Source organism: Bacillus arachidis (assembly GCF_030285945.1).
Classification (GTDB): domain Bacteria; phylum Bacillota; class Bacilli; order Bacillales; family Bacillaceae_G; genus Bacillus_A; species Bacillus_A arachidis.
The window spans coordinates 2,499,132-2,524,721 of sequence record NZ_CP127376.1; the positions used below are offsets into that span (position 1 = coordinate 2,499,132).

The 25,590-nt window shown below is 33.7% G+C and carries 27 protein-coding genes and 3 pseudogenes; 6 read left to right on the forward strand and 24 right to left on the reverse strand.

From position 1 onward, the window contains the following. Nucleotides 1–113 precede the first annotated feature (113 nt). Nucleotides 114–467, reverse strand: coding sequence for an FtsB family cell division protein (locus QRY57_RS14390; RefSeq protein WP_286015343.1), 354 nt, complete (start codon nt 465–467; stop codon nt 114–116). A gap of 283 nt (nt 468–750) precedes the next feature. On the opposite strand from QRY57_RS14390, the gene QRY57_RS14395 reads away from it, so the two are divergent. Then, on the forward strand, nt 751–1,677 hold the full coding sequence (locus tag QRY57_RS14395; protein ID WP_286015344.1) for an aldo/keto reductase: 927 nt from the start codon (nt 751–753) through the stop codon (nt 1,675–1,677). Between the two features lie 74 nt (nt 1,678–1,751). Here the strand turns inward: QRY57_RS14395 and QRY57_RS14400 are convergent, their stop codons facing one another. From QRY57_RS14400 to QRY57_RS14420, 5 genes and pseudogenes are all read right to left on the reverse strand, one after another. Further along, nucleotides 1,752–2,351, reverse strand: a complete 600-nt coding sequence (locus QRY57_RS14400) for a DJ-1/PfpI family protein (protein WP_090690030.1) — start codon at nt 2,349–2,351, stop codon at nt 1,752–1,754. Nucleotides 2,352–2,391: 40 nt separating this feature from the next. Continuing rightward, nucleotides 2,392–2,865 (reverse strand): ankyrin repeat domain-containing protein, encoded by a 474-nt coding sequence (locus QRY57_RS14405; protein ID WP_286015345.1) that lies wholly within the window; start codon nt 2,863–2,865, stop codon nt 2,392–2,394. A 463-nt stretch (nt 2,866–3,328) separates the two neighbouring features. After that, on the reverse strand, nt 3,329–3,559 hold the full coding sequence (locus QRY57_RS14410; protein ID WP_003198034.1) for a hypothetical protein: 231 nt from the start codon (nt 3,557–3,559) through the stop codon (nt 3,329–3,331). A gap of 240 nt (nt 3,560–3,799) precedes the next feature. Continuing rightward, nucleotides 3,800–5,599 carry a Xaa-Pro dipeptidyl-peptidase gene (locus tag QRY57_RS14415; protein WP_286015346.1) on the reverse strand — a complete coding sequence of 600 codons (1,800 nt, stop codon included), beginning with the start codon at nt 5,597–5,599 and terminating at the stop codon, nt 3,800–3,802. Nucleotides 5,600–5,699: 100 nt separating this feature from the next. Beyond that, nucleotides 5,700–5,879 (reverse strand): annotated as a pseudogene (locus tag QRY57_RS14420) (invasion protein); the annotation flags it as partial. Between the two features lie 182 nt (nt 5,880–6,061). Between QRY57_RS14420 and QRY57_RS14425 the strand changes: the two are divergent. Next, nucleotides 6,062–6,478 carry a hypothetical protein gene (locus tag QRY57_RS14425; RefSeq protein WP_286015347.1) on the forward strand — a complete coding sequence of 139 codons (417 nt, stop codon included), beginning with the start codon at nt 6,062–6,064 and terminating at the stop codon, nt 6,476–6,478. Between the two features lie 137 nt (nt 6,479–6,615). Here QRY57_RS14425 and QRY57_RS14430 read toward each other — a convergent pair whose 3' ends face one another. The 6 genes from QRY57_RS14430 to QRY57_RS14460 all read right to left on the reverse strand — a co-directional run bounded on the left by QRY57_RS14430 (nt 6,616) and on the right by QRY57_RS14460 (nt 14,117). Continuing rightward, nucleotides 6,616–7,440, reverse strand: a complete 825-nt coding sequence (locus QRY57_RS14430) for a VanW family protein (protein ID WP_286015348.1) — start codon at nt 7,438–7,440, stop codon at nt 6,616–6,618. 117 nt (nt 7,441–7,557) lie between these two features. Then, complete coding sequence (locus QRY57_RS14435) at nt 7,558–8,310, reverse strand: WecB/TagA/CpsF family glycosyltransferase (RefSeq protein ID WP_286015349.1); 753 nt, start codon at nt 8,308–8,310, stop codon at nt 7,558–7,560. A 44-nt stretch (nt 8,311–8,354) separates the two neighbouring features. Then, nucleotides 8,355–9,995 carry a M3 family metallopeptidase gene (locus tag QRY57_RS14440; RefSeq protein ID WP_286015350.1) on the reverse strand — a complete coding sequence of 547 codons (1,641 nt, stop codon included), beginning with the start codon at nt 9,993–9,995 and terminating at the stop codon, nt 8,355–8,357. Between the two features lie 237 nt (nt 9,996–10,232). Continuing rightward, a complete protein-coding gene (locus QRY57_RS14445; protein WP_026591045.1) occupies nt 10,233–11,069 on the reverse strand; it encodes an endonuclease I family protein in 837 nt (278 codons plus the stop codon). Between the two features lie 115 nt (nt 11,070–11,184). Next, on the reverse strand, nt 11,185–12,615 hold the full coding sequence (locus QRY57_RS14450; RefSeq protein ID WP_286015351.1) for a zinc dependent phospholipase C family protein: 1,431 nt from the start codon (nt 12,613–12,615) through the stop codon (nt 11,185–11,187). 641 nt (nt 12,616–13,256) lie between these two features. After that, nucleotides 13,257–14,117, reverse strand: coding sequence for a DegV family protein (locus QRY57_RS14460; RefSeq protein ID WP_286015353.1), 861 nt, complete (start codon nt 14,115–14,117; stop codon nt 13,257–13,259). 239 nt (nt 14,118–14,356) lie between these two features. Here QRY57_RS14460 and QRY57_RS14465 point away from each other — a divergent pair, with 239 nt between their 5' ends. Further along, nucleotides 14,357–14,788 carry a GNAT family N-acetyltransferase gene (locus QRY57_RS14465; protein ID WP_286015354.1) on the forward strand — a complete coding sequence of 144 codons (432 nt, stop codon included), beginning with the start codon at nt 14,357–14,359 and terminating at the stop codon, nt 14,786–14,788. Between the two features lie 78 nt (nt 14,789–14,866). On the opposite strand, the pseudogene QRY57_RS14470 reads toward QRY57_RS14465, so the two are convergent. Together QRY57_RS14470 and QRY57_RS14475 are read right to left on the reverse strand one after the other, a co-directional pair. Beyond that, nucleotides 14,867–15,063 (reverse strand): annotated as a pseudogene (locus QRY57_RS14470) (hypothetical protein). A 95-nt stretch (nt 15,064–15,158) separates the two neighbouring features. Next, the gene (locus QRY57_RS14475; RefSeq protein ID WP_286015355.1) at nt 15,159–15,377 is read right to left on the reverse strand and encodes a hypothetical protein; all 219 of its coding nucleotides are present in this window, start codon (nt 15,375–15,377) and stop codon (nt 15,159–15,161) included. A 206-nt stretch (nt 15,378–15,583) separates the two neighbouring features. On the opposite strand from QRY57_RS14475, the gene QRY57_RS14480 reads away from it, so the two are divergent. Beyond that, on the forward strand, nt 15,584–15,904 hold the full coding sequence (locus QRY57_RS14480; RefSeq protein WP_026591051.1) for a hypothetical protein: 321 nt from the start codon (nt 15,584–15,586) through the stop codon (nt 15,902–15,904). Between the two features lie 57 nt (nt 15,905–15,961). Here the strand turns inward: QRY57_RS14480 and QRY57_RS14485 are convergent, their stop codons facing one another. From QRY57_RS14485 to QRY57_RS14505, 5 genes are all read right to left on the reverse strand, one after another. Continuing rightward, complete coding sequence (locus QRY57_RS14485) at nt 15,962–17,497, reverse strand: MDR family MFS transporter (RefSeq protein WP_286015356.1); 1,536 nt, start codon at nt 17,495–17,497, stop codon at nt 15,962–15,964. A gap of 24 nt (nt 17,498–17,521) precedes the next feature. Continuing rightward, on the reverse strand, nt 17,522–18,229 hold the full coding sequence (locus QRY57_RS14490; protein WP_286015357.1) for a cytoplasmic protein: 708 nt from the start codon (nt 18,227–18,229) through the stop codon (nt 17,522–17,524). Nucleotides 18,230–18,254: 25 nt separating this feature from the next. Continuing rightward, nucleotides 18,255–18,965: a polymer-forming cytoskeletal protein gene (locus QRY57_RS14495; protein WP_026591054.1), complete on the reverse strand. Its 711-nt coding sequence runs from the start codon at nt 18,963–18,965 to the stop codon at nt 18,255–18,257. A gap of 13 nt (nt 18,966–18,978) precedes the next feature. Beyond that, a complete protein-coding gene (locus QRY57_RS14500; protein WP_286015358.1) occupies nt 18,979–19,602 on the reverse strand; it encodes a YhbD family protein in 624 nt (207 codons plus the stop codon). A gap of 160 nt (nt 19,603–19,762) precedes the next feature. Then, nucleotides 19,763–21,553: an SgrR family transcriptional regulator gene (locus QRY57_RS14505; protein WP_286015359.1), complete on the reverse strand. Its 1,791-nt coding sequence runs from the start codon at nt 21,551–21,553 to the stop codon at nt 19,763–19,765. A gap of 48 nt (nt 21,554–21,601) precedes the next feature. Here QRY57_RS14505 and QRY57_RS14510 point away from each other — a divergent pair, with 48 nt between their 5' ends. Continuing rightward, nucleotides 21,602–22,807, forward strand: a complete 1,206-nt coding sequence (locus QRY57_RS14510) for an MDR family MFS transporter (protein WP_090689783.1) — start codon at nt 21,602–21,604, stop codon at nt 22,805–22,807. 246 nt (nt 22,808–23,053) lie between these two features. Here the strand turns inward: QRY57_RS14510 and QRY57_RS14515 are convergent, their stop codons facing one another. Both QRY57_RS14515 and QRY57_RS14520 read right to left on the reverse strand, forming a co-directional pair. Continuing rightward, nucleotides 23,054–23,449, reverse strand: a complete 396-nt coding sequence (locus tag QRY57_RS14515) for a cytosolic protein (protein WP_141527950.1) — start codon at nt 23,447–23,449, stop codon at nt 23,054–23,056. A 94-nt stretch (nt 23,450–23,543) separates the two neighbouring features. Further along, complete coding sequence (locus tag QRY57_RS14520; protein ID WP_098339618.1) at nt 23,544–23,792, reverse strand: GlsB/YeaQ/YmgE family stress response membrane protein; 249 nt, start codon at nt 23,790–23,792, stop codon at nt 23,544–23,546. 321 nt (nt 23,793–24,113) lie between these two features. Between QRY57_RS14520 and QRY57_RS14525 the strand changes: the two genes are divergently transcribed. Beyond that, nucleotides 24,114–24,602, forward strand: a complete 489-nt coding sequence (locus QRY57_RS14525; protein ID WP_286015360.1) for a DinB family protein — start codon at nt 24,114–24,116, stop codon at nt 24,600–24,602. On the opposite strand, the pseudogene QRY57_RS14530 reads toward QRY57_RS14525, so the two are convergent. The 3 genes and pseudogenes from QRY57_RS14530 to QRY57_RS14540 form a co-directional block, all read right to left on the reverse strand. Further along, nucleotides 24,602–24,957 (reverse strand): annotated as a pseudogene (locus tag QRY57_RS14530) (nucleoside hydrolase); the annotation flags it as partial. The gene QRY57_RS14525 and the pseudogene QRY57_RS14530 sit on opposite strands and share 1 nt — an antisense overlap. Before the next feature lie 116 nt (nt 24,958–25,073). Continuing rightward, a complete protein-coding gene (locus QRY57_RS14535) occupies nt 25,074–25,262 on the reverse strand; it encodes a YhgE/Pip domain-containing protein (RefSeq protein WP_286015361.1) in 189 nt (62 codons plus the stop codon). 113 nt (nt 25,263–25,375) lie between these two features. Beyond that, the gene (locus QRY57_RS14540; RefSeq protein WP_026591061.1) at nt 25,376–25,576 is read right to left on the reverse strand and encodes a YvzF family protein; all 201 of its coding nucleotides are present in this window, start codon (nt 25,574–25,576) and stop codon (nt 25,376–25,378) included. Nucleotides 25,577–25,590: the final 14 nt, after the last annotated feature.

The window sequence follows — 25,590 nt, forward strand, 5'->3', positions numbered from 1 at the left end:
ATCTTTTTATAAAGGGCATAAATCAGTGACATTATGCTTTCTTCTCTCAACTCATTCAAAGCGCGTGTAAAAAAACAGTTAGCTCTTTGCTAACTGTTTTTAACACACGCTATCTACTCAGGTAATACAAATATAGTTTCATTCGGCTTAGAAAATTGATACTCTTTTCTCGCAAACTTTAAAATCTCTTCTTCATTATCAGTCAAATTTGCAACCTCACTCTTTAAATAACGGGAATCTTTTTTTATAGAAATTAATTGCTTTTGTTGATTTTTGATTGTAGCTCGCTTTTCTACAATCATTTCTTCTTGCTTAGTAAGAATATATTGAACATAAAAAGTTGCTGAAAAAATAAAAATAAAAGCTAAAATAAACCGACGCAATTTTCTCTTATTCATAACTCGGTATTCATTATACTGTGTTTGTTGTAGTGTATTAGGAACATTTACTTTCTTGAGTTTCCTCATTTTTTAAATCCCCCTAACTCATTTTATTTCACTACCACAGGCATACTTTCTTACTAACCTAAATTCTCTTCACGTAAAATAAGCTCCTCCATAAAAAAATCTCATAAATTAACCAATTAGAGATACCTTTCGACGACATCTCTATATTTCAGATGAAAATTTTATATTTTGTGCTATATATTGGTGTTTTATGTTTTTAAGCTAGGCAAAAAGATCTCATAAACACATTTGCTTTTTCAGTGAATAATTTATTAGTAATTCCTTTTATTAAGGAGGTAAACAAATGAAATACCGCGACTTAGGAAAAACAGGTTTAACTGTTTCTGAAATTGGATTTGGAGCATGGGCAATCGGCGGTGATGAATGGGGACCTGTCAATGATGAACATTCTATTGCTGCTATGAAAACAGCAATAGAGCATGGAGTAAATTTTATCGATACTGCTGATGTGTATGGATTAGGACATAGTGAAAAATTAGTGGCACAAGTAATAAAAAAACATCGAAATGAAATTATCCTTTCCACAAAGGGCGGTTTAATTGGTCATCACTATGATCCTGATAGAGAACCTGTCTATGATACAGCAGAAAAAATAATTGCAGTATTCGAAACTAGCTTACTTCGCCTGCAAACAGATTACATTGATGTTTATTTTTGTCATATTTGGTGGGATAAAAAAGAAGAAACAGAAGCATTTCTTCGCGCATTTGAAATTTTAAAGCGTGATGGCAAAGTAAGAGCTGTTGGTGTTTCAACCCATGATTTACAATATATAAAAAATTTTAATCAATACGGTGAAATTGATGTTGTACAACTTGACTACAGCATACTTAACCGAGCACCTGAAAATGATATTTTACCTTACTTACAAGAGAAAAATTTAGGAGCTGTCATTCGTGGACCATTAAAAATGGGGATATTAACTGGAAAGTTTACTGACCAAACAACATTTCCTGATGGTGATTTACGACAAGATTGGCCAAAAGAAACATGGTTTCAAGATGATTTACAAAAAGTTGAACAATTGAGATCTCTTTCAAATCCTAACCGAACTTTAGGACAGGTGGCTCTTCGTTATGTACTATCACACCCTGCAGTATCTGTTGCTATTCCAGGAGCAAAAACCGCTCATCAAGCCACCGAAAATGTAGCTGCTTCTGTACGACCACTTCTATTAGAAGAAGAGTTAGCATATATACTAGAGCTTTAAACAAAAAAATCAGTAGCAATTCATTGTTACTGATCTTTTTTATCCTATTACATCCATAAGATTTTCATATTCAGCTAATTGCGCAGCTCAATATCATATTCCATTCTTTTTGCTGTTGCTTCTGCAATTTCTACCCCTAATAAATTTTTTACTATATGAAATGACATATTAATTCCGGCCGAAATTCCTCCAGAAGTAATAATGTGTCCTTCATCAACAAACTTTACATTCTCTAATACTTCTACAGTTGGAAATTCATTTCTAAATCTTTCAATACTCGCCCAATGTGTAGTCGCCTTCCTTGAATCAAGTAAACCTGCTTTCGCAAGAAGTAGTGCCCCTGTACATACAGAAGCCATTAACTTTACCTCTTTCATTTGCTGCCTGATCCAACTTATAATAATCTCATTTTTCATTTCATATTCCCTAACGCCTAATCCACCCGGAATGATTAAAATATCAACTGGTGGTAAATTTTTAATACTAAAATCTGGTTGTACTTTCAAGCCATTTCTTGCTGTTATTATTTGGCCCTCTTGGCTGACGGTATGAACAGTGAACGGATGAACTCCATTTGCTTCTGTTGTAACCGAAAAAACTTCAAATGGTCCCGTAAAATCCAATACTTCTACTTCATCAAATAAAAAAATTCCCACATGCCAGTGGTTTATCATATAATCTCTTCCTTTTTTATATGTATTTTTTCAATTTTCTTTATACAAGATGTAGAAGATGCTGATATCCCTTTTCTAATGCGATATCATATGCTGTTTTACCATCATTTTTCTTAATACTTTTATCTGCTCCATTTTCAATAAGTAATGCTACTATTTTTTCATCGCCTAATAAAGCCGCTTCATGAAGTCCTGTCCAACCGCCACTTTGTACAGCGTTAACATCTGCCCCCTGCTTAATTAAAAATGTAGCCATTTCGATTTTCTTGTTTGCAATCGCTGCTTGCAAAGATGTATTTTCATTTTGATTCTTCGCTTTCACATGTAAATTAGCGCCCTTTTTCAAGAGAAAACTCGCAATTTCCTTATGACCAAAATAAGCTGCTAAATGCAGTGGTGTCCAGCCATCTTCACTATAAACATGCACCAGATTTTGATCTTCATTTATTAATTCCACTACCTTCTCTAGTTCTCCATTCATTACAGCATTTGTAATTGCTACAATTGGATTCATCGTTATCTTCCCCTTACATAGATTCATTTTATTTCCTAACTATGAAATAATTCTATTGAACATGGAGAATTCCTTTTTACTCTCGATTAGTTTACATAATAATATTATAAATGTTAATTTGATTTTCAAATTATCGTATTTAAAAATATTTTTGCAATAAAAAACGGCCCATCTTTAGAATGAACCGTTCAGGATTTAATTAAATTATCTTTTTATTTTTACATAAAATAATTTAACGTGTTTATATAAAAAAATACAAAAATACCCGTGTTTTAGTGCATTTATTTCATTTTTAAAATTCGAATATATTTTTACAAATACGAAAATAGTTAATGGGTTTACTATAAAAACACCATTGATATTTTTCTATTCGAATTATATTTTCAAGTGAAATATAAAAATCATTTTTATATTTCACTTGAAAAATCATTAGTTTTATATTTTTTTATAAATGTAATAAGCTTTACATTAACCTATAGCAATTTTGCCTTCTTCCCTTTCCTGTCTCTTTTAATACATATGATTTTACTACGAGCTCGGTTAATGAATCTGTTAATGTTTTATATGATAAATTAGATAGTGCTAGCAGATCATTTGTATATAAAATCCTATGTTTTTCCAATAGTAATAATACTAATCGTTCAGATGGTTTTAATGTTTCATCACTTTCTAGTATAAAATCTACATCTTTCATAGGGATATTACATTCTCCTTATTTTTAAAATTACAATTATCGATTATTAATACGAAAATATTATATAATAAATCTGTTATTATTTCAAAATAGCATAGTATATAACTAAGGCATGCATGTTTTAGTTAAAGCTACTCCCTTCGCTTCTTCCATTCCCTTTATAACACCCTTTTGGCAATTTCATGTTAAGATCCCTTCCTTTTCTAATACAAAAAAGCCTCCACATTCGGAGGCTTCCTTCTATTTTACGATTGGCAATGTTAATTCACTTAATTTCACCGTAAGTTTCGTCCCTGCTTTTGGACGAATTGTATAGTCATAGTCACTTGCAATTAATACGACTCCTATTTGATGCCCAGCTTGGAATACATAATCATCCGGCTGCATGTCCCATGTAAATGAGTAATCTTTTCCTGGTATAATTGGTTCTGAGGAGTTTATTCCATTTAAGTTTTGTGGATCCATCCATCCTCTCGTCACAATTTCAGGTTTTACACCACCATAATCAACAAGCAATGCAGTTAAGTTTGATACGGGGCGATCAATACTACCCTTAAATGAAATTTTTGGTGTACCACTTATTCTCATTTCTTTTTCAAGCTTAGGCATTACATATACTAACCGATTTGGTGATTCTAATTCTGGATTTGCTACTAATTGATTCGATTTTATTTTTGCATCATCTAATAATGAGGACACTTGTTGTACCGCCCCCATTCGAAGCGGTAAATCTACTGCTTTATTACTTAAAAGCATACGTATTTTAGATGGAGCCGCTGCAGGGTCTGGCCAATTTTCTAGTTTTTGCCACGTTTTATTTTCTCGTTGTACATCTACCATCGGTTCGTTCATAATTCCATTTTCAATTCCGTATAACCAATAATCGAACCATTTATTTTGTGTTTGCTGCCAGTTATTACTTGATGTTCCACCATGTCCCCCTTGATGTAACCACATTTTGCGAGGAACATTATTTTCTCCAAGAGCTTCCCACCACCCTGAAAACTGTTTTGTCTTTACATTCCAATCATTTAAACCATGTACAATAAATACACTTGCCTTTACATTTTTAGCATCCTTCACGTAGTTACGCTTGTCCCAAAAATCATTATAATCTCCCGTTTTTCGGTCTTGTCCATCAGTTAGCTCTTTCGTGATTTTTTGACAAACTTCAGGATTCTCTCGTGATAGCACTGCTTCTGCCATATTATCTGTATCTTCACCTTGGTAACCACCTGGTGCAACAACTGCCCCATTTGCACGGTAATAATCATACCAGCTACTAATTGCCGCGATTGGAATAATTGTTTTTAACCCTTCAACCCCTGTTGTTGCAACAGCATTCGGCAATGTTCCATTATAAGATGCACCTGTCATTCCAACATTTCCTGTAGACCAATCTGCTTTTATTTCCTTACCATCTTCTGTGAATGCTTTTGCTCTTCCATTTACCCAATCAATGACAGATTTTGTGCCAAGTATTTCTTGTTCGTCACCAGTTGTTGGGCATCCGTCTGATTTTCCAGTACCAATACTTTCTCCTAAAATAACCGCATATCCACGAGGAACATAGTAATTTCCATATGAACCGAGATTGGCTGGTCCTGCATAAGGTTTGCCTCCAGTAGGATGTAATTCTTCATCAACATTATAAACCGGTACATCATTTATTCCCGACCGGTAAGGACTCATTTCATAAATAACGGGAACTTTCACATCTAGTTCTGTTTTCGGTCGCATTACTTTTATCGACACACGATCCTGTTTCCCATCTCGGTCACTATCAATCTCAGTTTCTACAAATAAATTTTCTACAATCGCCTCATCAATTGAATAAATAGGTTTCGTCATTCCATTTTCCAACTCAATTCTGGTCGACTGGGCTATTGTTTCTGGCACTTTACCATTTAACGGTAGCGAAGCAAATTTTATCGAACTCTCTTCGTTCTTTTCTGCATGTACTGTAATACTAGAAATACCTGATGTAAGTGTTAAAGAAAACATTGTCGAAAGCGCAATTATAAACTGTTTTTTCTTCAAATCCCTTCCCCCTTTATATTCTTCTATCCCTTCACTATACAACAAAATGACAGAAAATTAAGTTTACAAAAGAGCGAAAACTTGAGAAATTTGTAATATTTCAATCTTTCTTATATAGCTTATATGATTTCTCTAACCCAACATTATATTGCGTGTTATTATCTGTCCAATCTTCTCCTAAATTTCCAGGCCACCCTGATGTATTGGCGACATATTTCAAAAGTGCTAATTCTGTTAACCCTTTGTTTACTCCGCGTTTATAGGAATTCACCATATGCGATTAATACTCTCTCTCGTATCTTCCTCCATTAACGATCTATCGAATTAATTGTAAACATTATCATATCAACGTAAAATGAGAAACTCATTTTTATGACGTTATCATACAATTTTTTTGTTACATGAATGTGACAAAAAATATTTATAGGATTTGAGGGTATAGTAAATATGAGGTGTTGTTCCATGTTTAAAAAAATAGGGTTCATTTTTCTGTTTTCATTATTATTATCAGCAAATGTTTTCGCAGAAACAAATAAACAAATTGAAGTTTTTGATTGTCAAAAGGAGATGGTCGTGCAAAAACAATCTCTAGATACAGAAATTCAAAAAGAGGCAATACAGTATGCAAAATCCATTACTGGAGCATTTAAAAACCTAAACGTTGTCCCTAAAACTGGCCATATGATAAAAATCCCTTTATCTAAACCGGTTACCATTACAAATCAATGGATTCATACAACGATCGATGAAGTTCTTGTACTCCTTCCACTTAACGAAAAACCTTATATCATGATTTATGATGATGAAAATAATCCACACTTTTATTATGTGCAAGGTCACCCTGAACATTTATTGAAGCATTTAAAAGTAAAATCATAATTACTTATAAAGAAAAAGATTCCATAAGACAATGTCTTATGGAATCTTTTTCTTTATTTTTTTTACCTTGAAAGATTTTATTTTAAAATTATCTACGCCGTTTTTTCAAATATCTTTAGATGAGTGAAAATCTTTGTCTATACAGAACCTACAACTTTCTCATCATCTACTTCATATTTTACTAAACAATCATTTTCCAAGACTAGTTCTTTGTCAACTAAGTTACCTGTGACACGATCAACTATTTTTTTATAAACTTTATTTTGTCTGTATACTTGACCATCTATTTTTTTTACAAAACAATGATCTTCTTCAACGATAGAATACTTATATGGAGGATACTGAGATGCCCTAATTTCTCCGTATATATATTCTTCGTCAAGATGTAGATTGACTTGATAGGTAATATTTGAATTGTTTCTCAATTTGAGATCAATAATACCATTCATCAAAGTGGCACCTGTTCCAAATGGAATTACACGCCCGTAGTCAGGGAATGGGTCGAAACTATGACGATATCTTTCCACTGTTTCCAACTCTGAATGAAGAAACATCCAGTAGAGAAGATTCCCTAACTGACAGAGACCACCGCCTATTCCCTTTATCGCTTCGCCATTCATTAGAATAATTCCTTCTTTATATCCAGCCTTTTCATTAGAATTACCAACAAGATGCCAAAATGAAAATGTTTCTCCCGGTCTAATTACTACCTGGTTTATTTTACAGATAGCTAACCTTAAATTGGTGATTTTGTTATATTGCAGCTGTATATCCGTATCACCTAACTTTCTAATAAGCAAAGATTTATGTTTATAAATCCTGTAAGGTAATGGATTTCGCTCAAATGTTTTTGAAAATTTATGACCTTCAAGATGGTCACTTATTTTTTTAAATAGCCTACGTTGTCTAATTCTAATAGGAATTAAAAAAGGAAATCTTTGCGTTAATAATTTTCTTGCCATTGAGAGTCGAGCTCCTTTACATATTCTTAATCTGTATATTTCAATTTACATTGCTCCAATAATACCGATTTTTTTCATTTGTCATTTACCTCTTCTCGATTACATATAAACTTTAAGTTAATGAACACTTTTCCGGACTCTCTCAGCCATAACTGATACTAAAAATTTCGGAAGGATCAACTGTCGTTTTATTCTTTTAGGCTGTGTTACTAATCTATATAACCATTCTGTACCAGTATCCCTCATTAGTTTTGGAGCTCGTTTTACCGTGCCGGATAAAATATCAATCATACCTCCAATACCAATAGATAAAGGTACGTTTAATTTTTGAAGATTTTCATAAATGAATACTTCTTGCTTAGGAGATCCTAACCCTACCAATAGTAAGTGTGGGTCAAATTTTTGAATTCGAAGTTTGACTTCTTCTATCTGCTCATTTTTGACAAAGCCATGTTGTCCTTCAAAAATAGCATGTGGAAAGCGCATTTTTAAATTTTCTAACGCTTTCTCATTACTTTCTGGTGCAGCACCAAAAAGAAACACACGGTATCCTCTTTGATTACAATACTCTATTAAGTCATGTGTTAGATCTGCACCTGTAACACGCTCTTTCAATGTTCCTTTTAAAATTTTCGAACCGAGTATCACACCTATTCCATCTGCTGTTATTAAATCCGCAGATAGTAAAATGTTTTTGAAATGTACAGATTCCGCTGAAGTTTGTTTGGCCGACATCACAATTTCAGGATTCGCTGTAACAATAAACTTTGGTTTATTTTCCTTTTCAGATAACCAATTTTTTAATAAGTCTATTACTCTCTTATACTCTAAGCTACAAAATGGTATACCTTTTATGTACTGTTGTTCCATTTCTTACATACACTTCCCCTACGTGTTCTCTTATAATAAATGGCTTAAACTTTCTCTTTTACAAGCTGTAAATACTCATCAATATCCTTATTTATTTGAAGCAATGATTTCTCCCAAAACTCATTATCCGCAAGGTCAATGTCAAAGTATTGTTTCACCAACTCTTCGACTGGGCGCTTTCCAGTCTCACACAAGAATTTTTTATATTTGGAATGAAACTCACCACCATCTTGTTTTGCCATTTCTAATAATCCTAAACTTAGTAGATAACCAAATGTATATGGATAGTTGTAAAAAGGAACATTTGCTGAATAGAATTGGCCATATTTCATCCAAACAAAAGGTTGATATTGAGTTAGAGAATTTCCATAAGCTGCTTTTTGTGAGCGTACAGATAATCTCTCTAATTCATCCGCACTTAAAGGTCCCTTTTGACTTTCTTCATAAAATGTTTGCTCAAATTGAAAAGAAGCTCGAATTGCCATTACATAATTAAAGCTGTTTCTGATTTTCCAGCTAAGCAATGATTTTCTCAGTTCTTCACTTTCTGCTGTTTTAACTAAATAATCTACAAGTACCATTTCAAAGAATATGGATGCTGATTCCGCCATACTCATTGGAAGGTAATCATCCAAAAATGCGGTAGACTGCTCATCGCTCATTACATAAAAATGCCATGCATGTCCTAATTCATGTGCTAATATTCTTACGCTATCAATTGTTCCATCATATCGTAATGAAATTCGAGACTCTCCTTCACTTAAGAAAGGAGCGCAAAATCCACTAGGAGGCTTATTATCTCGTGGCTCAGCATCTACCCATCCATTCATAATAGCGCACTTTGCAAATTGTGCTAGTTCTTCATCAATATCCTTTAAGGCATCATAAATATTCTCGACCGCTGTTGAAAAAGGAATTTCAATCTGTTCAGTTTCTTCTGATGTCATAAGTTTATGCCATGTAAGTGTTTCTTTACTATTTCTATAAAAATCTAAAACACTCGATAACTTTTCAAGATTCCCTTCAATGGCATTCCACATTTCTAATAATGCATTTTTAGAAATCCCGTTTGATTGAAGGGATTGTGACAATACCTCTTTTTCTTGTAAGAGGTTACTTTTTAGATTACGCAATCTGCCCATATGATTTAGCACGCTAGCAAATACCACTTTCTCCTTTTCCAAAGCCTCTGTAAGAGAAAAAAATACCGATAATCTTTCATGATGAGTTTCAGCATTCATCGCAAGATAGTTTGCTTTTCCAAATGAGAATATTTCATTATTATTATGTATTTCTAATTTATTTCGTAATTGTATGTACATATCTTCCCAAGCTTTTAATTCATTTTCTATAAAGTTGATATTTTGATTTTCGGGGAAGTTACTTTTTTCATGATTCGATTCTTGTAGTAATATATGAACTTCTGTTTTCAAAGTATTTATTTTTGTGTGGGGGAAAGCAGTAGTCTTTTCATCTGTTTGTTCAGTAGAAAGGCAATAAAAGTAATACTCTGCCTTTTCGATATTTTGTATAATTTTCGAAAGAATTGCTGGGTCTCGATTTTCTTTATATGTTTCTATTAATTGCTCTATTTTCTCTATTTCTGTAGATAACATAGGGTCTTGTTCTTCAGGATATAGCCTTTTCAAATCCCAATTCGTTGGGTGATCAATTATTTGATTCATGTTATAGCCTCCCGCTTTTACAAATAGTTACAATACTGCCTTCATTAGCTAATTATATATGAATTAATATAATTTTCATATCTTTCAATATTCCAACTTTTCAAAGGAGACTCCGCCAGTAATCTTACAAATCCCTCCATACCAACCTTGTACATGTCAATTGTTGTAACATAAAAAGGGATTGATCATACAATCAATCCCCTTACTTTGACAAAGATATTTATACAAAAAATTGATTTATTTCCAAATTTCATTTACCCATTCAGGATGATCTACAAATGGATTTCGGTTATGTTGATACTTTGTATAGATTATTTCATTACGTTTTCGCTCAAAATCATCAACAGGGTCTTGTTCATTCCATTTTAGTAAGACTGATAATTTCCCCATATATGGATCTTTATTGTTATTTACTTTTTCATTAAGTTCTAAATCTACTTCACCGCTATCTCCTTCATAACGAACAGCCATGTAAAATAACATTCTAGCAATATCGCCTTTCACACTATCACGAGGTTCCCAAGAATCTTTATCGTATTTACATTCTGTCGCTTCTGAATGATTCACACCGCCATTATCAAAATCCAAATTCCCACGTGAACTATTGACTGATACATCCGTAGCTCTTAAGTGATGAAGGTCAGTTCCAGGACCTGCAGCCGTTCCAAAATCACCGTGAGATTTTGCCCAAACATGCTCTCGGTTCCAATTATCAACCCCTGAACCATTCGTGAATTTCCCTTGTGAACGTCCTGTATATAAAAGGAGCACATTATTTTTATTATTTGGATCTTCATCAGTATCTCTTAGTGCATCCCAAACTGCACTGTAGGATATCTTTGTATGATTATCAATAATATTATGAAGTTCCTTTTTCAATTCTACTCCCGTTTTCCCCTTCGCGCTATTATAATATGTATCATCATAATTCGCTGCCGCTACACCTTGATTTACTTTTGAAGTCGAAGAAGTGCCTTCACCATATACGGTATCTGTAAACGATAAAGATGAAGAACCTAGAATAAATAATGAAGAAATAGTAAAAATAGCAAGTTTTGTATTTCGGAACACCATATACACATATCCCCTTTAAAATTTAATTTTAACTAATGAACGAAAACAACTCTTTCTAAATACATGAAATATTTCAAAACTACATACACATTTTCTTTTAATATTATAGAAAATCCTATTCAGCCTGTATAAGTTTCCATGCTTTTGGTTTATCCGTTTTTTTCCCTAAAACAATCCAGCTTTTTTCTTTTCCATTTTCTTGATAATTGATTGGATAGCCATCTGTATATAAGAAATATTCAGTTGGATTATTCGGATTTGGATACACTTTAAACTGTGCAGTATTTGTTTTTCGTTTCGCAAGGTGTACCCAATTTGTCATGTTAGAGTAATTTAGGAACACATAATTATCATAGTTGGATTGTGTCATTTTCAGCAGTACACTTTCTCCTCGATGAAGGATTCCGTTATTATCTTTATCAAATACAAACTGAACTGGTGTGCCATGAACTTTATTATCATCTACGTGATTCGATAATAATGCGTAGTCATTAGAAGCATATACTTCAAATGTTAAGCCTCTATTTAGAAACTCACTCGGTACGACGAAGTATTTTTTATTTTCTTGTATTGCTTCTCCCTTAGAATCTTTCACTATCGTATTTTCAATATCTTCAGCAGCAGTTTTGCCAACATATGTTTTAAACCATAAATGGATAAATCCCGCTGTATTTCTTTGGGCTGTTTGCAAGCTTCTCTGAACAGCTGGCATAACTTCTTGCTGCCAAAGAGCATTGTTTCCTTTATTATAGTGAGATTTAATCTCGTCATTGGTAATGTTTCCGATTTCCACTTTTGCGAGTCTCGCTGTTTCATGGATCCACTGTTTTGGATCATTAGAATTCACTAAATTATATACGCCCTCACCATCAGATACTTTATACTGATCCTGAATTGTCGTCACGTAATTTTCAAAAGCACTATGAAACTTTAAAGCACTCATATCGACAGCTGTAAAATTAGCGGCATGCATTGGTTGGGTTGCATCTGTAAAGTAATGCGTCGCAACACCTAAATAATAGAAAGCTTGTTTTCGGTCATCCTTCTTAAAGTATTCACCTGCTAATTTAAAATATTTATCTCCTTGCGAGAGAGCTGTTGGTTCTTCTTCCCCTTTATAGTTCTTTCCCGTATCAGGATCATAGAAATGAGATTTCCATCCTCCCTTAATTAGCCCATCGATGCCGATTGTACCTGTACCTCCATCGTTAAATTCATCCAGGTAATCAGCATCATAAAGACCTCTTTCAAATAACTCCTTATATTCAGGCGTATTTAAAAATTGCAATTCATTTTCTTGAACTGTCTTATCTTGATTGCGACTCATAATTTGAATTGCATTTTGTGCAATCCATAAATGTGTACTTTCATTTGAATGATGCGGATGCTCTGCAGACCATCTTTTCACACGTTTGTGTTCTTGTTGTTCTTGGTTTTCTTGTTTCATTACTTCTCCTATTCCACAAGCTTGTACTTCTGCTGGGATTACCACTGTACCAGAAGCTATCGCTGTGACAAGAGCCATTGTACATAATTTCTTTTTCATACGAATCTCCTAAACCTTATTTCATCTATAACGTAAACGGTTTCACTTTAAGCAAAGATACCCTTCTACATTAAAATGTAGTTTAATCATAACTTATATATTTCAATTTATTTATGCAATTATACATATTTGATTACTAGCTAAAAAAAGAAACGGTACACATAAAAATTCTCTATGCAATGAAATAGAAAAACGAAGATTAAAAACAATTTCAATCCAAATAGACAAAATAACGGTTGTTAAATGAGCTACAAGGAGTTATTGTTTATCGATTATTACAATCAAAAATATTTATTAAATAAGAAAGAGAAATGAATATGGTTTGGAGAACACATGACAAAAGGGCGCGAAAAATAGTAAGATATGTTGCAGGATTTACTACACTTTTAATACTAGTATCCTTTATTTATCAATGGAATAACGGTTTAAACATTGATACGACTGAGAGAGTTTCTTTCGGACTAGTTCTCACTACTTTCCTTTGCAGTTTTTTACCCGTAAAAAAACAAATCAATGAATAATAAAAAAGTACTTGAGGATAGACCTCAGGTACTTTTTTTGCAAGATAACATGTTATGTCTAATTATGTTAGCTGTATTCTTAATTGTATAACAAAAAGGATTGATCAAAAGATCAATCCTTTACTCTACTTCATTTAAGAAAAACAGTGTTAAAACGCCTGGTCCTGTATGCGCACCGATTGCTGCACCAATTGTATTTACAATAAATACTTCACAGCCAAATTTTTCAGTAATTAATGCTTTTAATGCATTGGCAGTTTCTAAATCATCACCATGTGTGATTCCGATTGTTTGATCTTTCAGGTTCTTTCCTCGATCTTCCATGATATCAACCATTCGGCCTAAAACTTTCTTTCTTCCTCTTATTTTTTCAAGCGGTACAAGCTTTCCTTCTTCAACGTTTAAAATTGGCTTAATGTTTAATAGGCCACCAATAAATCCAGCTACCTTACTTAAACGCCCACCTCTAACAAGATACTGCAGGTCAGCTACAGTAAAGATATGCTCCATATGTTTTGTTAGAAAAGCAATTCGGTTCAAAATTTCTTCCTTTGAAGCACCCTCTTTAGCCATTTTCGCAGCCTCTAATACAACAAGCCCTTGACCAAGTGAAGCGCACTTTGTATTAATAATCTCTAAATCTAAATCCGCATATGTTTCTTTTACTTCTTCTTTAATTACTACTGAAGATTGATATGTACCAGAAAGTTCAGATGAAAAAGCTACATATATACAAGGTGTACCTAGCTTTGCATATGTAACAAATTTTTCTTGGAATGTTTCTAATGATGGTAACGACGTTTTGTACACTTCGCCCTCTCTCATCTTTTGTAACAATTGAGTCGATTCTAACGTTACCCCGTCTAAATACTCAGTTTCCGCTTCATCATATACACGAAGTGGAATCAAATCAATATCGTAAGTTTGCAGCAATTCTTTTGGTAAATCCGCCGCACTATCCGTAATGATTTTGACGCTCATTTTTTAAACCTCTATTCTATTATAAGTATACGAAAAAAGAATAATTACCTTTAAATTATATACGTAAAACACTTGTGAAGAAAGAAAAAGTATTATTAGACTATTTTATGCATGAGATAGCAAGAAATGAACTTCTTTTCAACATGATTTATATGGAGATACGAAACTATTATTTTATTACAAATCACGTTATCACCTATATAATAGAAATATAAAAACTTTTCAAGGGGTGTATTTTTATGGGAATCAAGTTTGCTTCATTAGAAGATTTAGAATGGATTAATTATCAATATGAAGACGCGGGATTTGTGCCAAGTGACTTAAAAAAGGATAAAGTTGCGATTATAACGTACAACGGAGAATATGCAGGGTTAGGACGTTTAGTATATATTGATCAAAATACGATAGAGATGGGCGGTATTTACATCCTTCCCAAATACAGAGGTTATAAATTAGCTGGAGATCTCGTTTCTTTTTTAGTGCAAGAAGCCAAACAATCAGATGCATCTCATGTCTATTGTATTCCTTTTGAGGAACTTGCGGATTTTTATAAAAAATATGGTTATAAAAAAGTTGATACAGATCAAAAAGCTGTTCATCCTATTATCATAGCTAAATATAAGTGGTGTTTACAAGAATACGATAAGAATGTTTTATTGTTTGCACTATAAAATTTTAATCAATTACGACTGACAGAAGTCTCCTCCCTAACACGTGCCTTGAGAAAGGAGACTTCTGTTTGAATGCAGTTAAAGTGTATTATACTTTTTCACTTGTAACGGAATGGTAACTACATATAAATCAACCACATAATAAGTAATCCAAATTCCTTTTCCTTCAGCATCCAGTTTTGATTGAAAAAATTGTTCCAACACTTTTCTTTCGCCCACTTTTTAGGAAACCATTGAAATACTTTAGGAACATTATATTTCTTGTTAGACCACATTTTTAACCTCCATAGAACGAAAATAACTACAATCAGGATGATCAGATTAATAAAATCCGAATATAAAGCTTTCAAAAAAACTCTCTCCCTTTTTATTAAAAATGCAACAGCTCCCCTCTTAAAATAGCTTTTTTTACAATAAAATACATGATAGAAAATAGTAAATATGTACCTACTATACCAACAATCGCGATTGAAATTTTACCTGCCATTGTTTCATTTGGATCTAAAACATGAGGTGAAATTGTACCAAAATTTGCAGTACACGCTAACATTACCATCGTACATTTTAAAACTTTCACTTTCTTATTCATACTAATTATCTCCTTACATCCTTAATAGTGGGAATCACATGGTTCTTGTTATGAACTGAAAAGTAAATTCTTTACTCCTTATAAAATAATACACAATGATAGTATAAAATCCGATCTAAAAATAAGGAAACAATTTCATGTTTTCATCAAAAAACGTTATAATAGATTGTAGCCTCTACGACTATGTTATAAAGGAGAATGAAATAATGGCTAAAATTAAAGTATACCAAGCAAAAGAAGAACACATGGAAACAGTAAAAGACATTATTGATGTTCAAGAAGAAAACCCAACTGCTGAACATTTACAAATGCTATACACATGTGTATTAGATACAGAGGATATGGCATTGCCTGAATCATATATCGAAGAAGATATTTTAATCGATTCTATTGAAGTAATGGTAAATGTGTCTCAAAATAAATTAAGAGACCTAGGCACATACGATGTAATTGAAGTACAAAACAAAGGCAAAAAAACACAAATTTTATTATTAGCAGACGAAGAATACGAAATAATTGAAGGCTAATTGGTTACGTTACATACGAAAAACTCCTTTCTAATCTAGAAAGGAGTTTTTCGTTTTCTATGCTTTTGATGTCTCTGCTTTTATATCTTTTTGTTCCTTCTTATATACCATTCGCTCATTCCCCATAAAGAAGATAAACACGAATGCTAAACCTGCTGGAACTAATGCCCACATAAATGTCTGAACGATAGAACTCGAAAGTGCATCAATAATTTTATCTAATATTTGCGGTGGAATTTGAGATCTTGCGCCTTCTGAAAGGATTGCTCTTGCATCCCCTAGCGCATTACTATTGATTCCACCGTCCATGCCTTTAAATGCTTCTTCTAATTGATCTTGAAAACCTGTTCTTTGAATCATACCAAAGATAGTAATTCCAAGTGTCATCCCTAGTGAACGAACAAAGTTACTAGTTGAAGTTGCCGATCCTCTTTGATTCATACCGAAATTATGGATTGCAGCCATACTTAATACCGAGAATGAGAAACCTACGCCAAAACCGATAATAATCATATAAATCGTTAACCATACACGACTTGTTTCTGGTGTTAATGTGCTTAGTAAGAACAATCCACCAAGCATAATAACAGCTGAAATAATCATGATATTACGGTAACTTAGCTTTGATGTTAAAAATCCACCTAACTGTGCTGTAACGACTGAGCCTAACATCATTGGTAATAGTAATAGACCGGAATTCGTTGCGGACCCGCCATATACTCCTTGAATGAATAAAGGAATATAGACAGTTGCTGACATAAAAGCAGCCCCGTAAAATAAAGCGATAATTGTACTCATCCCAAATAAACGCTGTTTAAACATTTCAAACGATATGATAGGTTCTTCCACTTTTCTTTCGATGAAAATAAACATAATCATTAAAATAGCGAATGCTGTAAATAAACTTAAAATAAAAGTAGAATCCCAATCATACTTCTGTCCGCCAAGTTCTAATGCAAACATTAAGCAAACGACTGCACCAACAAGTGTAATTGCACCAAACCAATCGATCTTTTGTTTTTGATGAACGCGTGATTCTTTATAAAAGAATATAATAAAAATAAGTGATAGAACCCCTAGCGGCAAGTTAATATAAAACACCCAGTGCCAGCTAATATAGTCCGTAATATATGCACCAAGTAACGGACCGAAAATACTAGACAATCCAAACACCGCACCAAACAATCCGCCCATTTTCCCGCGTTTTTCGGGCGGAAAGATATCAAATACAATCGTAAATGCAATCGGAACAAGCGCTCCCCCGCCAATACCTTGAATCGCACGATAAATACCTAACTGCGTAATATTTTCTGCTGTACCACAAAGTGCAGAACCAATCATAAAAACAATTAAACCGAAAATAAAGAATTTCTTTCTCCCATACATATCTGATAACTTTCCAAAAATCGGCATCCCTGCCATTTCCGCTACCATATAGGCGGATACGACCCAGACAAAGTTTTCTAATCCGCCTAAATCACCAACAATCGTTCCCATTGCTGTCACAACAATGGTATTATCCATTGATGCCATTAAAATCCCTAGCAATAAACCGGTAACTACAAAGCCGAGTTTACTATCCTTTGCAACCATGTGTCTTACTCTCCCTCTTAATACCTATATTTGTTTATGATCTTTTACAACTGATTTTCCTTTTTGATTAAAACTAGTATGATATTCTACAGCACCAATTTCACACCCAGGACCAATGGTAACATTGTTTCCCCTTACTACTTCAGCTATTGTATGTTCTAAATAAATATCATCCCCTTCAATAAGGCTTGTTTGAAGGGTACCAGTATGGGGTGTAAAAGGCATAAATCTAGATTTTTTTTGTACCGTAATCTTTTTGCCACCTATTTCTTGTACTTTGCTTCCTTCATAACGGAGTGTAATATGAATATTTTCAGCATTTAATAGACCTTCACTTTCAAGTCCACCTGTTAATAATAGCTCTTCTACTTCAATATCCTCCTTAACATGTAAACCTCCTTTAATATCTACAACATTTCCAGATAATTTGCCTTTGACTTCAAACATACCTCTCACTTTCATCTTCTCAACGTGGCCATTACCTTGTACTTGTGTATTTCCATACACTTTCACATATTCTGCCTGTATATTTCCTTGAACTTCACTTTCTCCATAGACGACATAATTTTTTGCCTTCATATCACCAGAAACATCACTCGTTCCATACGTCTTAAATTCATTACAACTAACATGGTTAGAAATTGTTCCTTCACCACGGATTTTCACTTTATTATAAGCTCCACCTGCCGAACTACCTGATCCGTTCACAGTGAGACTATGCTGATTTCCCATATCTATTCCTCACTTCCTCCTAAAATTAAACTTGCTGAATTTCTTTTACTTTCGCATTTTTATCCACATGAAGAACTCCTGTATATTCAATCAGTCCAATCTCACAATTTGGTCCTACCGTAACATTGTTCCCTCTTACTGTTTTGATTTGTACGTGATCAATATCTATATTGTCACCTTCTAACAATTCAGCTTCTAAGTGCGACCCAAACACTGTTTTAAAAAGTCTACTAAATGCTGTTTCTCTATGCCTTACTTTAATTGTTTGACCACCTATTTCTTTTGCTCTACATGTACCGTGAATATCGATGTCAATTTCATCGGCGCTTAGTAGACCTCCAATTGTAAACTGTCCTTCTGACGAAAAGATATCTACTTCACAATTACCGTCAATAGTCGCTTGCCCGCGGATTTTAAGCTCTTCACCTTTCAAAGTACCACCAATTGCTCCTTTTCCAGCAATTTTCAAATCGTTAGCTGTTACATCTTTTGTAATCGTTGCTTTTCCATCAATTCGCATATTTTCAGTGCTTACTGTACCGTCAACTTTACCAGACCCACTAATTTTTGCGCTCTTGCTTTTTAAATCACCATTTACACTACCAGAACCGTTACATTCGAAGTTGTCACATTCAACATTCCCGTTCACAGTTCCTTTTCCGTTTAATTGTACTTTATGAAACTCCCCACCATTAGAAGAACCATAACCATTTATAATTAAATTTTCTGTACGCACTATTTCTCCTCCACTATAATAGTTTTGATTTTAACGCTTCTGTATATTGCATAATTGTTAAACGTACAATTACCTTCGTACCTTTCTCGAAAAATAAATCATCTACATTTGATACTAAGAAGCATGTAGAAATACCGAGTTTACGAGCCACAACTAATTCACTATTCTTTTGTTTCATGATTTCATAATGTTCGTGAAGTACTTGCAGTATCATCTTGCCTTCTTCCAAGCTAATTTCTCCAGATTGAAGCAATTCCTCTAAAATAAATACATAAAGAATATCTACAAACTGAAATTCTGCCTGTTTATTCATTTGTTCTATAAAAAATTGTACAACCGGTTCTGAAGCAATACCCTTTCGGATGATGTCTTCTTTCATAAAAGAAATCTCAGATACACTTGGTGAAAACATATTTGCTAGTTCATCAAGCGATAGGTCTTCTTTCATCGTTTGAATTTTATCAATACGCTCTAATATCTTTTCTTTCGGAAAAAATGTTTCTTGCCCTGTAAAAGTCGATTTCCTGATAAACCAATCTTCTGGTATTAAATTCTTTCGTTTCCACCTATATAGTTGCCCGTATGAAATACCAGTCAGTTCCAATAAATCTTTTTTTGAAATTAAATCTGTACTCAACTGTATAACACTCCTTCCTGATAACAATGTAACATAACACTGTTACATTGTAAATGAGTGTTTTCCATAAATATGCATAATCATGTTCACAACCAGATGTTTATTCCACATAAAAAAGACCCTTTCGTATGCCATTTCATTTCGAAAGAGTCCCTTTATATCAAGGTTTAAACCATATATGGTAAAAATCAATCCATCCTTGAGAATTAATTCTTATATTTTGTACTTTTTCATGTGTACTTATGTGCTGTTTATTACGATATAAAGGAATAATATGAATGTTACGTAACAATGTGTCCTCCACATCGCGTAACAATGTCATTCGCTTTTCTACATTCGGTTCATTAAAGTACGCATGTAATTGTTTATTAAAGTCTAGAGAGCTATGTTGATTTATAAAACTATTTTTCGCAAGAAACATTTGTAAAAAACTTAGCTCTATTTTCTCACTAATTGTCGCGCTATCATGAATCAAATCCGCTTGTTCCATTGTTTCCGCTCGTAATAATTCCAGTGCATCGAGAAAATGTATTTCAATTGTAATTCCGTACTTTGCACATTCTTTTTGAATCCACTTAGAATCTTCCACATGATCTTGTTCTTTAAACGTATATAAGTATAATACTTCGCCACTATATTCGCTCTTTTGTAGAAGAGTGTTCACACCCTCATTTATGCTCCAAGTTGCACGATTTGCTAGTAATAATTCATCTGCTCCCTCACCGCGTTCTCCCTCTAACTCATCTATTATTTTATTACTATGAATTATTCCATATAATGCTTGCCTAAATGTACTATTTTGCAAAAGTCCTTGTTTTTTAGTATTTAACGTAACATACGTTACGTTAGATTCCATTTTAGAAAGTTCTTTATGAGGGTTCTCTATCTCTTTATGCTCAGCTTTCATCGAAACGTCATATTCATCCGTACTTTTCGGCACATTCCAAAGTTCAATTCGATCAAGAAATGGTCGTTCACGAAAGTATGAATTATGTACTTCTAATACAAAGATAGAATCATTATTTTCTCGTAATTTAAATGGCCCTGTTCCACTTACATTCCCTTCTTCATCTTCTGTTACAATAGAACACTGTTCTGTACCTAAAATATGTAATAGCAACTTATTTTCTGTATGCAAGTATATCTCCACAATATGTTCATTTACAATATGGATTCTTTCAACATGCTGCAACATCCACAAGTACGGATTATCCTCCCTATTCATAAATCTATCGAATGAGTAGACAACATCATGAGCTGTGAAACGTTTACCATTATGAAATTGCACACCTTTACGCAAATAAAAAGTCCACACTTTTTGGTCGTCATTATACTCCCAATGAAACGCAAGTCTCGGCTCTATTACATTGGTACTCTCGTTCACATATACAAGCGTGTCGTAAACATGTTTCACCATATGACATTCTGAACGCATTGTAGCATATACAGGATCCAATAGAATCTTCGGACGCATTTCAACTTGTAAACGAAGTACATCTTGTCTACCTTGAGTCGTCATTTCAATTTGATAACCAAATATTGAATTTATCCAAGTTTGGAATTGTTTTTGCAGCATTGGAAAATACTCCATATATTGTTCAACAAATTCTTTTCCGCCTTTTACATCTCCCTGTTTCGTTATTTCTTTCCCCTTTTCTAAAATTAATACAGCGGGATCTTTTTGAAACGATACCTTTGATCGATTCCCTCTCCCGCGTCCTGGAGACCAACCAACCCATCCTAGCTCTTCTAATTTTTTTATAATAAATTTACTGTTTCTATCAGTACAAAACAATGTTTCAGATATATTTTGTAATGTTATTTCTATTTTTTCTCCCTCTGGTCTCCCTTTTCCATACCGGATCCAAAGCTGAACGTACTGATCTAAAATAACCATATTCATCCCCCTAAAAGGTGAAAAATCCCACTCTTTCATTCTACCCTTTTTCATTCCTTGCTTCTATCTTAAGATTTCCATATAGAAAGGAGGAAATAAAGAATGAAAACTCTTATAAAACGTTATAGTAAACCGATTTGGATTCGACTACTAGGTGAATTGTTAACAAGAACAACTGAGGCGATGTTAGCGATAATTTTTATTGTACATGTCAATAAAGCTTTAGAAGGAAATGTCGTCTTGACGATGCTTCTCTTTGGCTTGCAACCACTTTCTGATATCATATTCACAATCATTGCTGGAGGCGTAACAGATAAGTACGGTAGAAAGAAAATTATGTTACTTGGATTATTCATACAGGCAATTGCAATCGGTGGATTTGTTTTCGCTGCATCAGTCCCGTTCTTTGCTTTGTTATATGTAATGAATGGTGTTGGCCGCTCCCTATACATTCCTGCTCAGCGTGCTCAAATTGCAGATTTAACTGCGCCAGAACAACAAGCGGAAATATTTGCTGTTCTTCAATCAGTGGGAGCAGTCGGAGCTGTAATTGGCCCGTTCATTAGTGCCTTTATTTATAATAGTCATCCTGAATACTTATTTATAATTCAAGCTATGGCCCTCCTGCTATATGCCATTCTCGTATGGACGCAGCTTCCCGAAACAGCGCCAATCATTCAAACAGCTCAAAAATCAACACAAGTCACAACAAAGAAAGAATTTATTTTTAAGCATTATGCCGTATTCGGACTTATGATATCTACTCTTCCGATTAGCTTTTTCTATGCTCAAACTGAAACAAATTATCGTGTATTCGCAGAGAATATCTTTCCAAATTTCTTATTCGTTCTCGCATTCATTTCAACTTGTAGGGCAATTATGGAAATCATACTACAAGTTGGTCTTGTCAAATGGTCTGAACGATTTTCAATGCCCAAAATCATCATGATTTCATATGTTTTTTATACATTGGCAGCCATCGGTTATGGTTATTCTACAACATTATGGTCACTCTTCTTTACATTGCTTTTCCTTACAATTGGTGAAAGCATTGCTTTAAATCACTTACTCCGCTTTGTTTCGGGAATCGCACCAAGTCACATGCGCGGATTATATTTTTCCATTTACGGCATACACTGGGACATTTCTCGAACATGCGGTCCCGTTATTGGAGCAATGGTATTAGGCCATGTAAACGGCAGTACCCTATTTTATATTTGTGCCTGCTTATTAATAATTGGTGGAATCATTCAAACCTATTTTGTTTCTTCCGTAGAGCGCAACAAATCAAAAGAGCTGTCTTTATAAAAGAACAGCTTTTTTTCTTCTCTTTACTAACCAGCACCATTATTCATGTTATCTTCTAGAGAAAATACAGAGATACGATCCTTGGATAATTACTTTTAATTCAATTTGTTGTATCCCTGCCGGTTATTCGTTTATACCGATCGTAATATTACAGGCACTTATGAGAAAAAATTAGATATAAGTACTGTTTTGAAAAAATAAATCATAAAAAAAGCTGCCCATTAAAGAGCAGCCCTAAATATGTATTTATACCTCAATATCTTTGCCATCTTCAACAATATGGTACAGTAAATGAGCCAAATGATGAATCGGACCATACTCTTCCTCTTCTTCATCTGTTTCACCTTGGAACTCAAGATCATTTAAGTATAATGCTAAAAATTGATAGAATAATTTCAAATCAAATCCATAGCAAGCACTTGGTTCTTCGTGATCTCCTTCATATTGTAACATTAAGTATTGCTCGTTTCCTTCTGCATCTTCCGCATCAAAGAATACAAAGAATCCTACATTTGTATCTAAATCAAATAGATGGCGAGTACCGTTTTCTGTTACTTTATTGAAGTCCTCTTCACTTAACTTATGTACTGTTGTTGCTTTTGCATTGTCTTCTTGATGAAAGTTTACTGTAAATGATTTCAATGCTGACACCTCCTGATTGTATAACAGTAGCATAACAGATTAGGACAAATAATACAAAAATGGATTGCTGACAATTGACAGCAATCCACTTAATTCACTTTCGCAATGCACGCAGTAATAAGCTAACAATAAATATTAAAACGATTGCACCAATTAATGCTGGAATAATTGCATAACCTCCGATAACCGGTCCAAACGTACCCAATAATAATGTTCCAAGCCAAGAACCAATAATCCCAGCAATAATATTTCCAATTACACCACCAGGTACATCTTTACCAACGATTAAACTTGCTAGCCACCCTAAAATACCACCAACAATTAATGACCATATGAATGCCATATTATTTCCTCCTTCATATCATAAAAAAATATTCCTAAATCATCGCTTACCATTAGTTATGTTACTTTTTTTATTAAGTTATACTTTTAACTTGCGTGTTGTAGAAATACGATTAACCCAAACGATTTAAAGGAACACTGCCATCGTCAACAAGGATTTTACGGGAGACATAATCTATATCTTTATTCTTTGATCTAATTATTCAAGATTGGGTTTAATAGGTGCATGTATAATCCCCCTAAAGGCTCCACAAACAGAACAAATGTTTTAATATTTTTCTTAAAATTCAGTAAAATGAACATATGAAAGGGGGAGCATAAATTGAACAATGTCGATTTACTATTATTAAACCTATCAGAAGTAAGAAGACGAAGCATAAAAGTTTGGACAACTATTCCTGAGGATACATTAGATTGGAGACCAGATGCTGAGGCATTAAGTTGTAAAGAGATGATAAGACATGTTTTAGAAGCTGAATACATTTATCTGCAAATATTAAAAAATCAAGGTGATGCACAAAATGTAACGTCACCTTATGAGACAAGAGCATTTACATCTGTTTCGGACGAACTCCATTTTGCACAACCATACCATGAACTGTTTATTGATTTTATAAAATCTTTATCAAATGAAGAATTAGAAAATATAAAAATAGATCGTTCAAACCTAACTGAACTTGGATACACGGGATATATTCGCTCTTTAGGTGATATGCTACTACGAATCGCGTATCATGAAAGTGTTCATACAGGACAAATATTAGATTATATGAGAACGATGCAGATAGATCGACCAGATATTTGGGACTAAGGTTCTTGATATTTACACATTGAAGAGAATAATTCTCTATTCGGCGGAATAATTGGTCCTAGGCCGTGATTTCCATGGATTTCCGGAAAAAACAAAGGATCTTCCGCCGTCATTGGTCGGCTCGCTCCTTTCATTATTTTTTACCTTCGTAACATAAACATTTCAGTTACAATCTCTTTTCAAATGTTACCATAGTCAGTTACAATCTCAAGGATATCAATATTACATGTTTTATCAGCACAAATTAAAGCAGCCGCTTCATTGATACCAAAACCTCCAAAAAAAGATTGTTTTTTATTAACTCTCTTCCCCCTCCTTATCATATTCTACTATTATTAGTATGTGAAAAAGACAAGGCGGTGAAACAATAAAAAAATAAAAAAGCCGCCTATTTGCTGGCAGCTATAAAGAGATAATACAATTGTTTTCCTTATATTCAACTAACGTTCATTTTTTAAATATGAATACAACTTAGTTAGCTTTCATTTTCCTCTTAAAACCTAAAACAGCAATTACAAAGATAATAATCGTATTGCCAACTATCCATAATAAATGTACAACCAGATCACGGTATTCACCAGATAAAGCAAATCGTGTAGCATCAACCGCATGAGCAAATGGCAATGCGTAACCGATTGTTTTAATTGTACCACCCATCATATCTAACTTGAACCAAGTGCCACTTAACCATGTGTAAATGAAACAAGTTTATCATATTTAGCGAGAAGACCTCTACCTCAAGCGCGTAACGGTAGGTGGGGGGGAGTTCAATGTTAAAGGACTTTATTATTAACAGCAGTTTCCCTCTTTTTATAAGACAAATATGCTAATACATTCTTACTTGCATCATATTTGGGATTATTTCCTTTTCTTGGCTCCCTAACATGTGTCTTCTCAAATCCAGGAATTTCAGGCATGCTTTCCAAAAATTCGACAATTTCTTTTTCAGTTCCCTCAATACGTACACGAATCATTTTTACTACTCCTC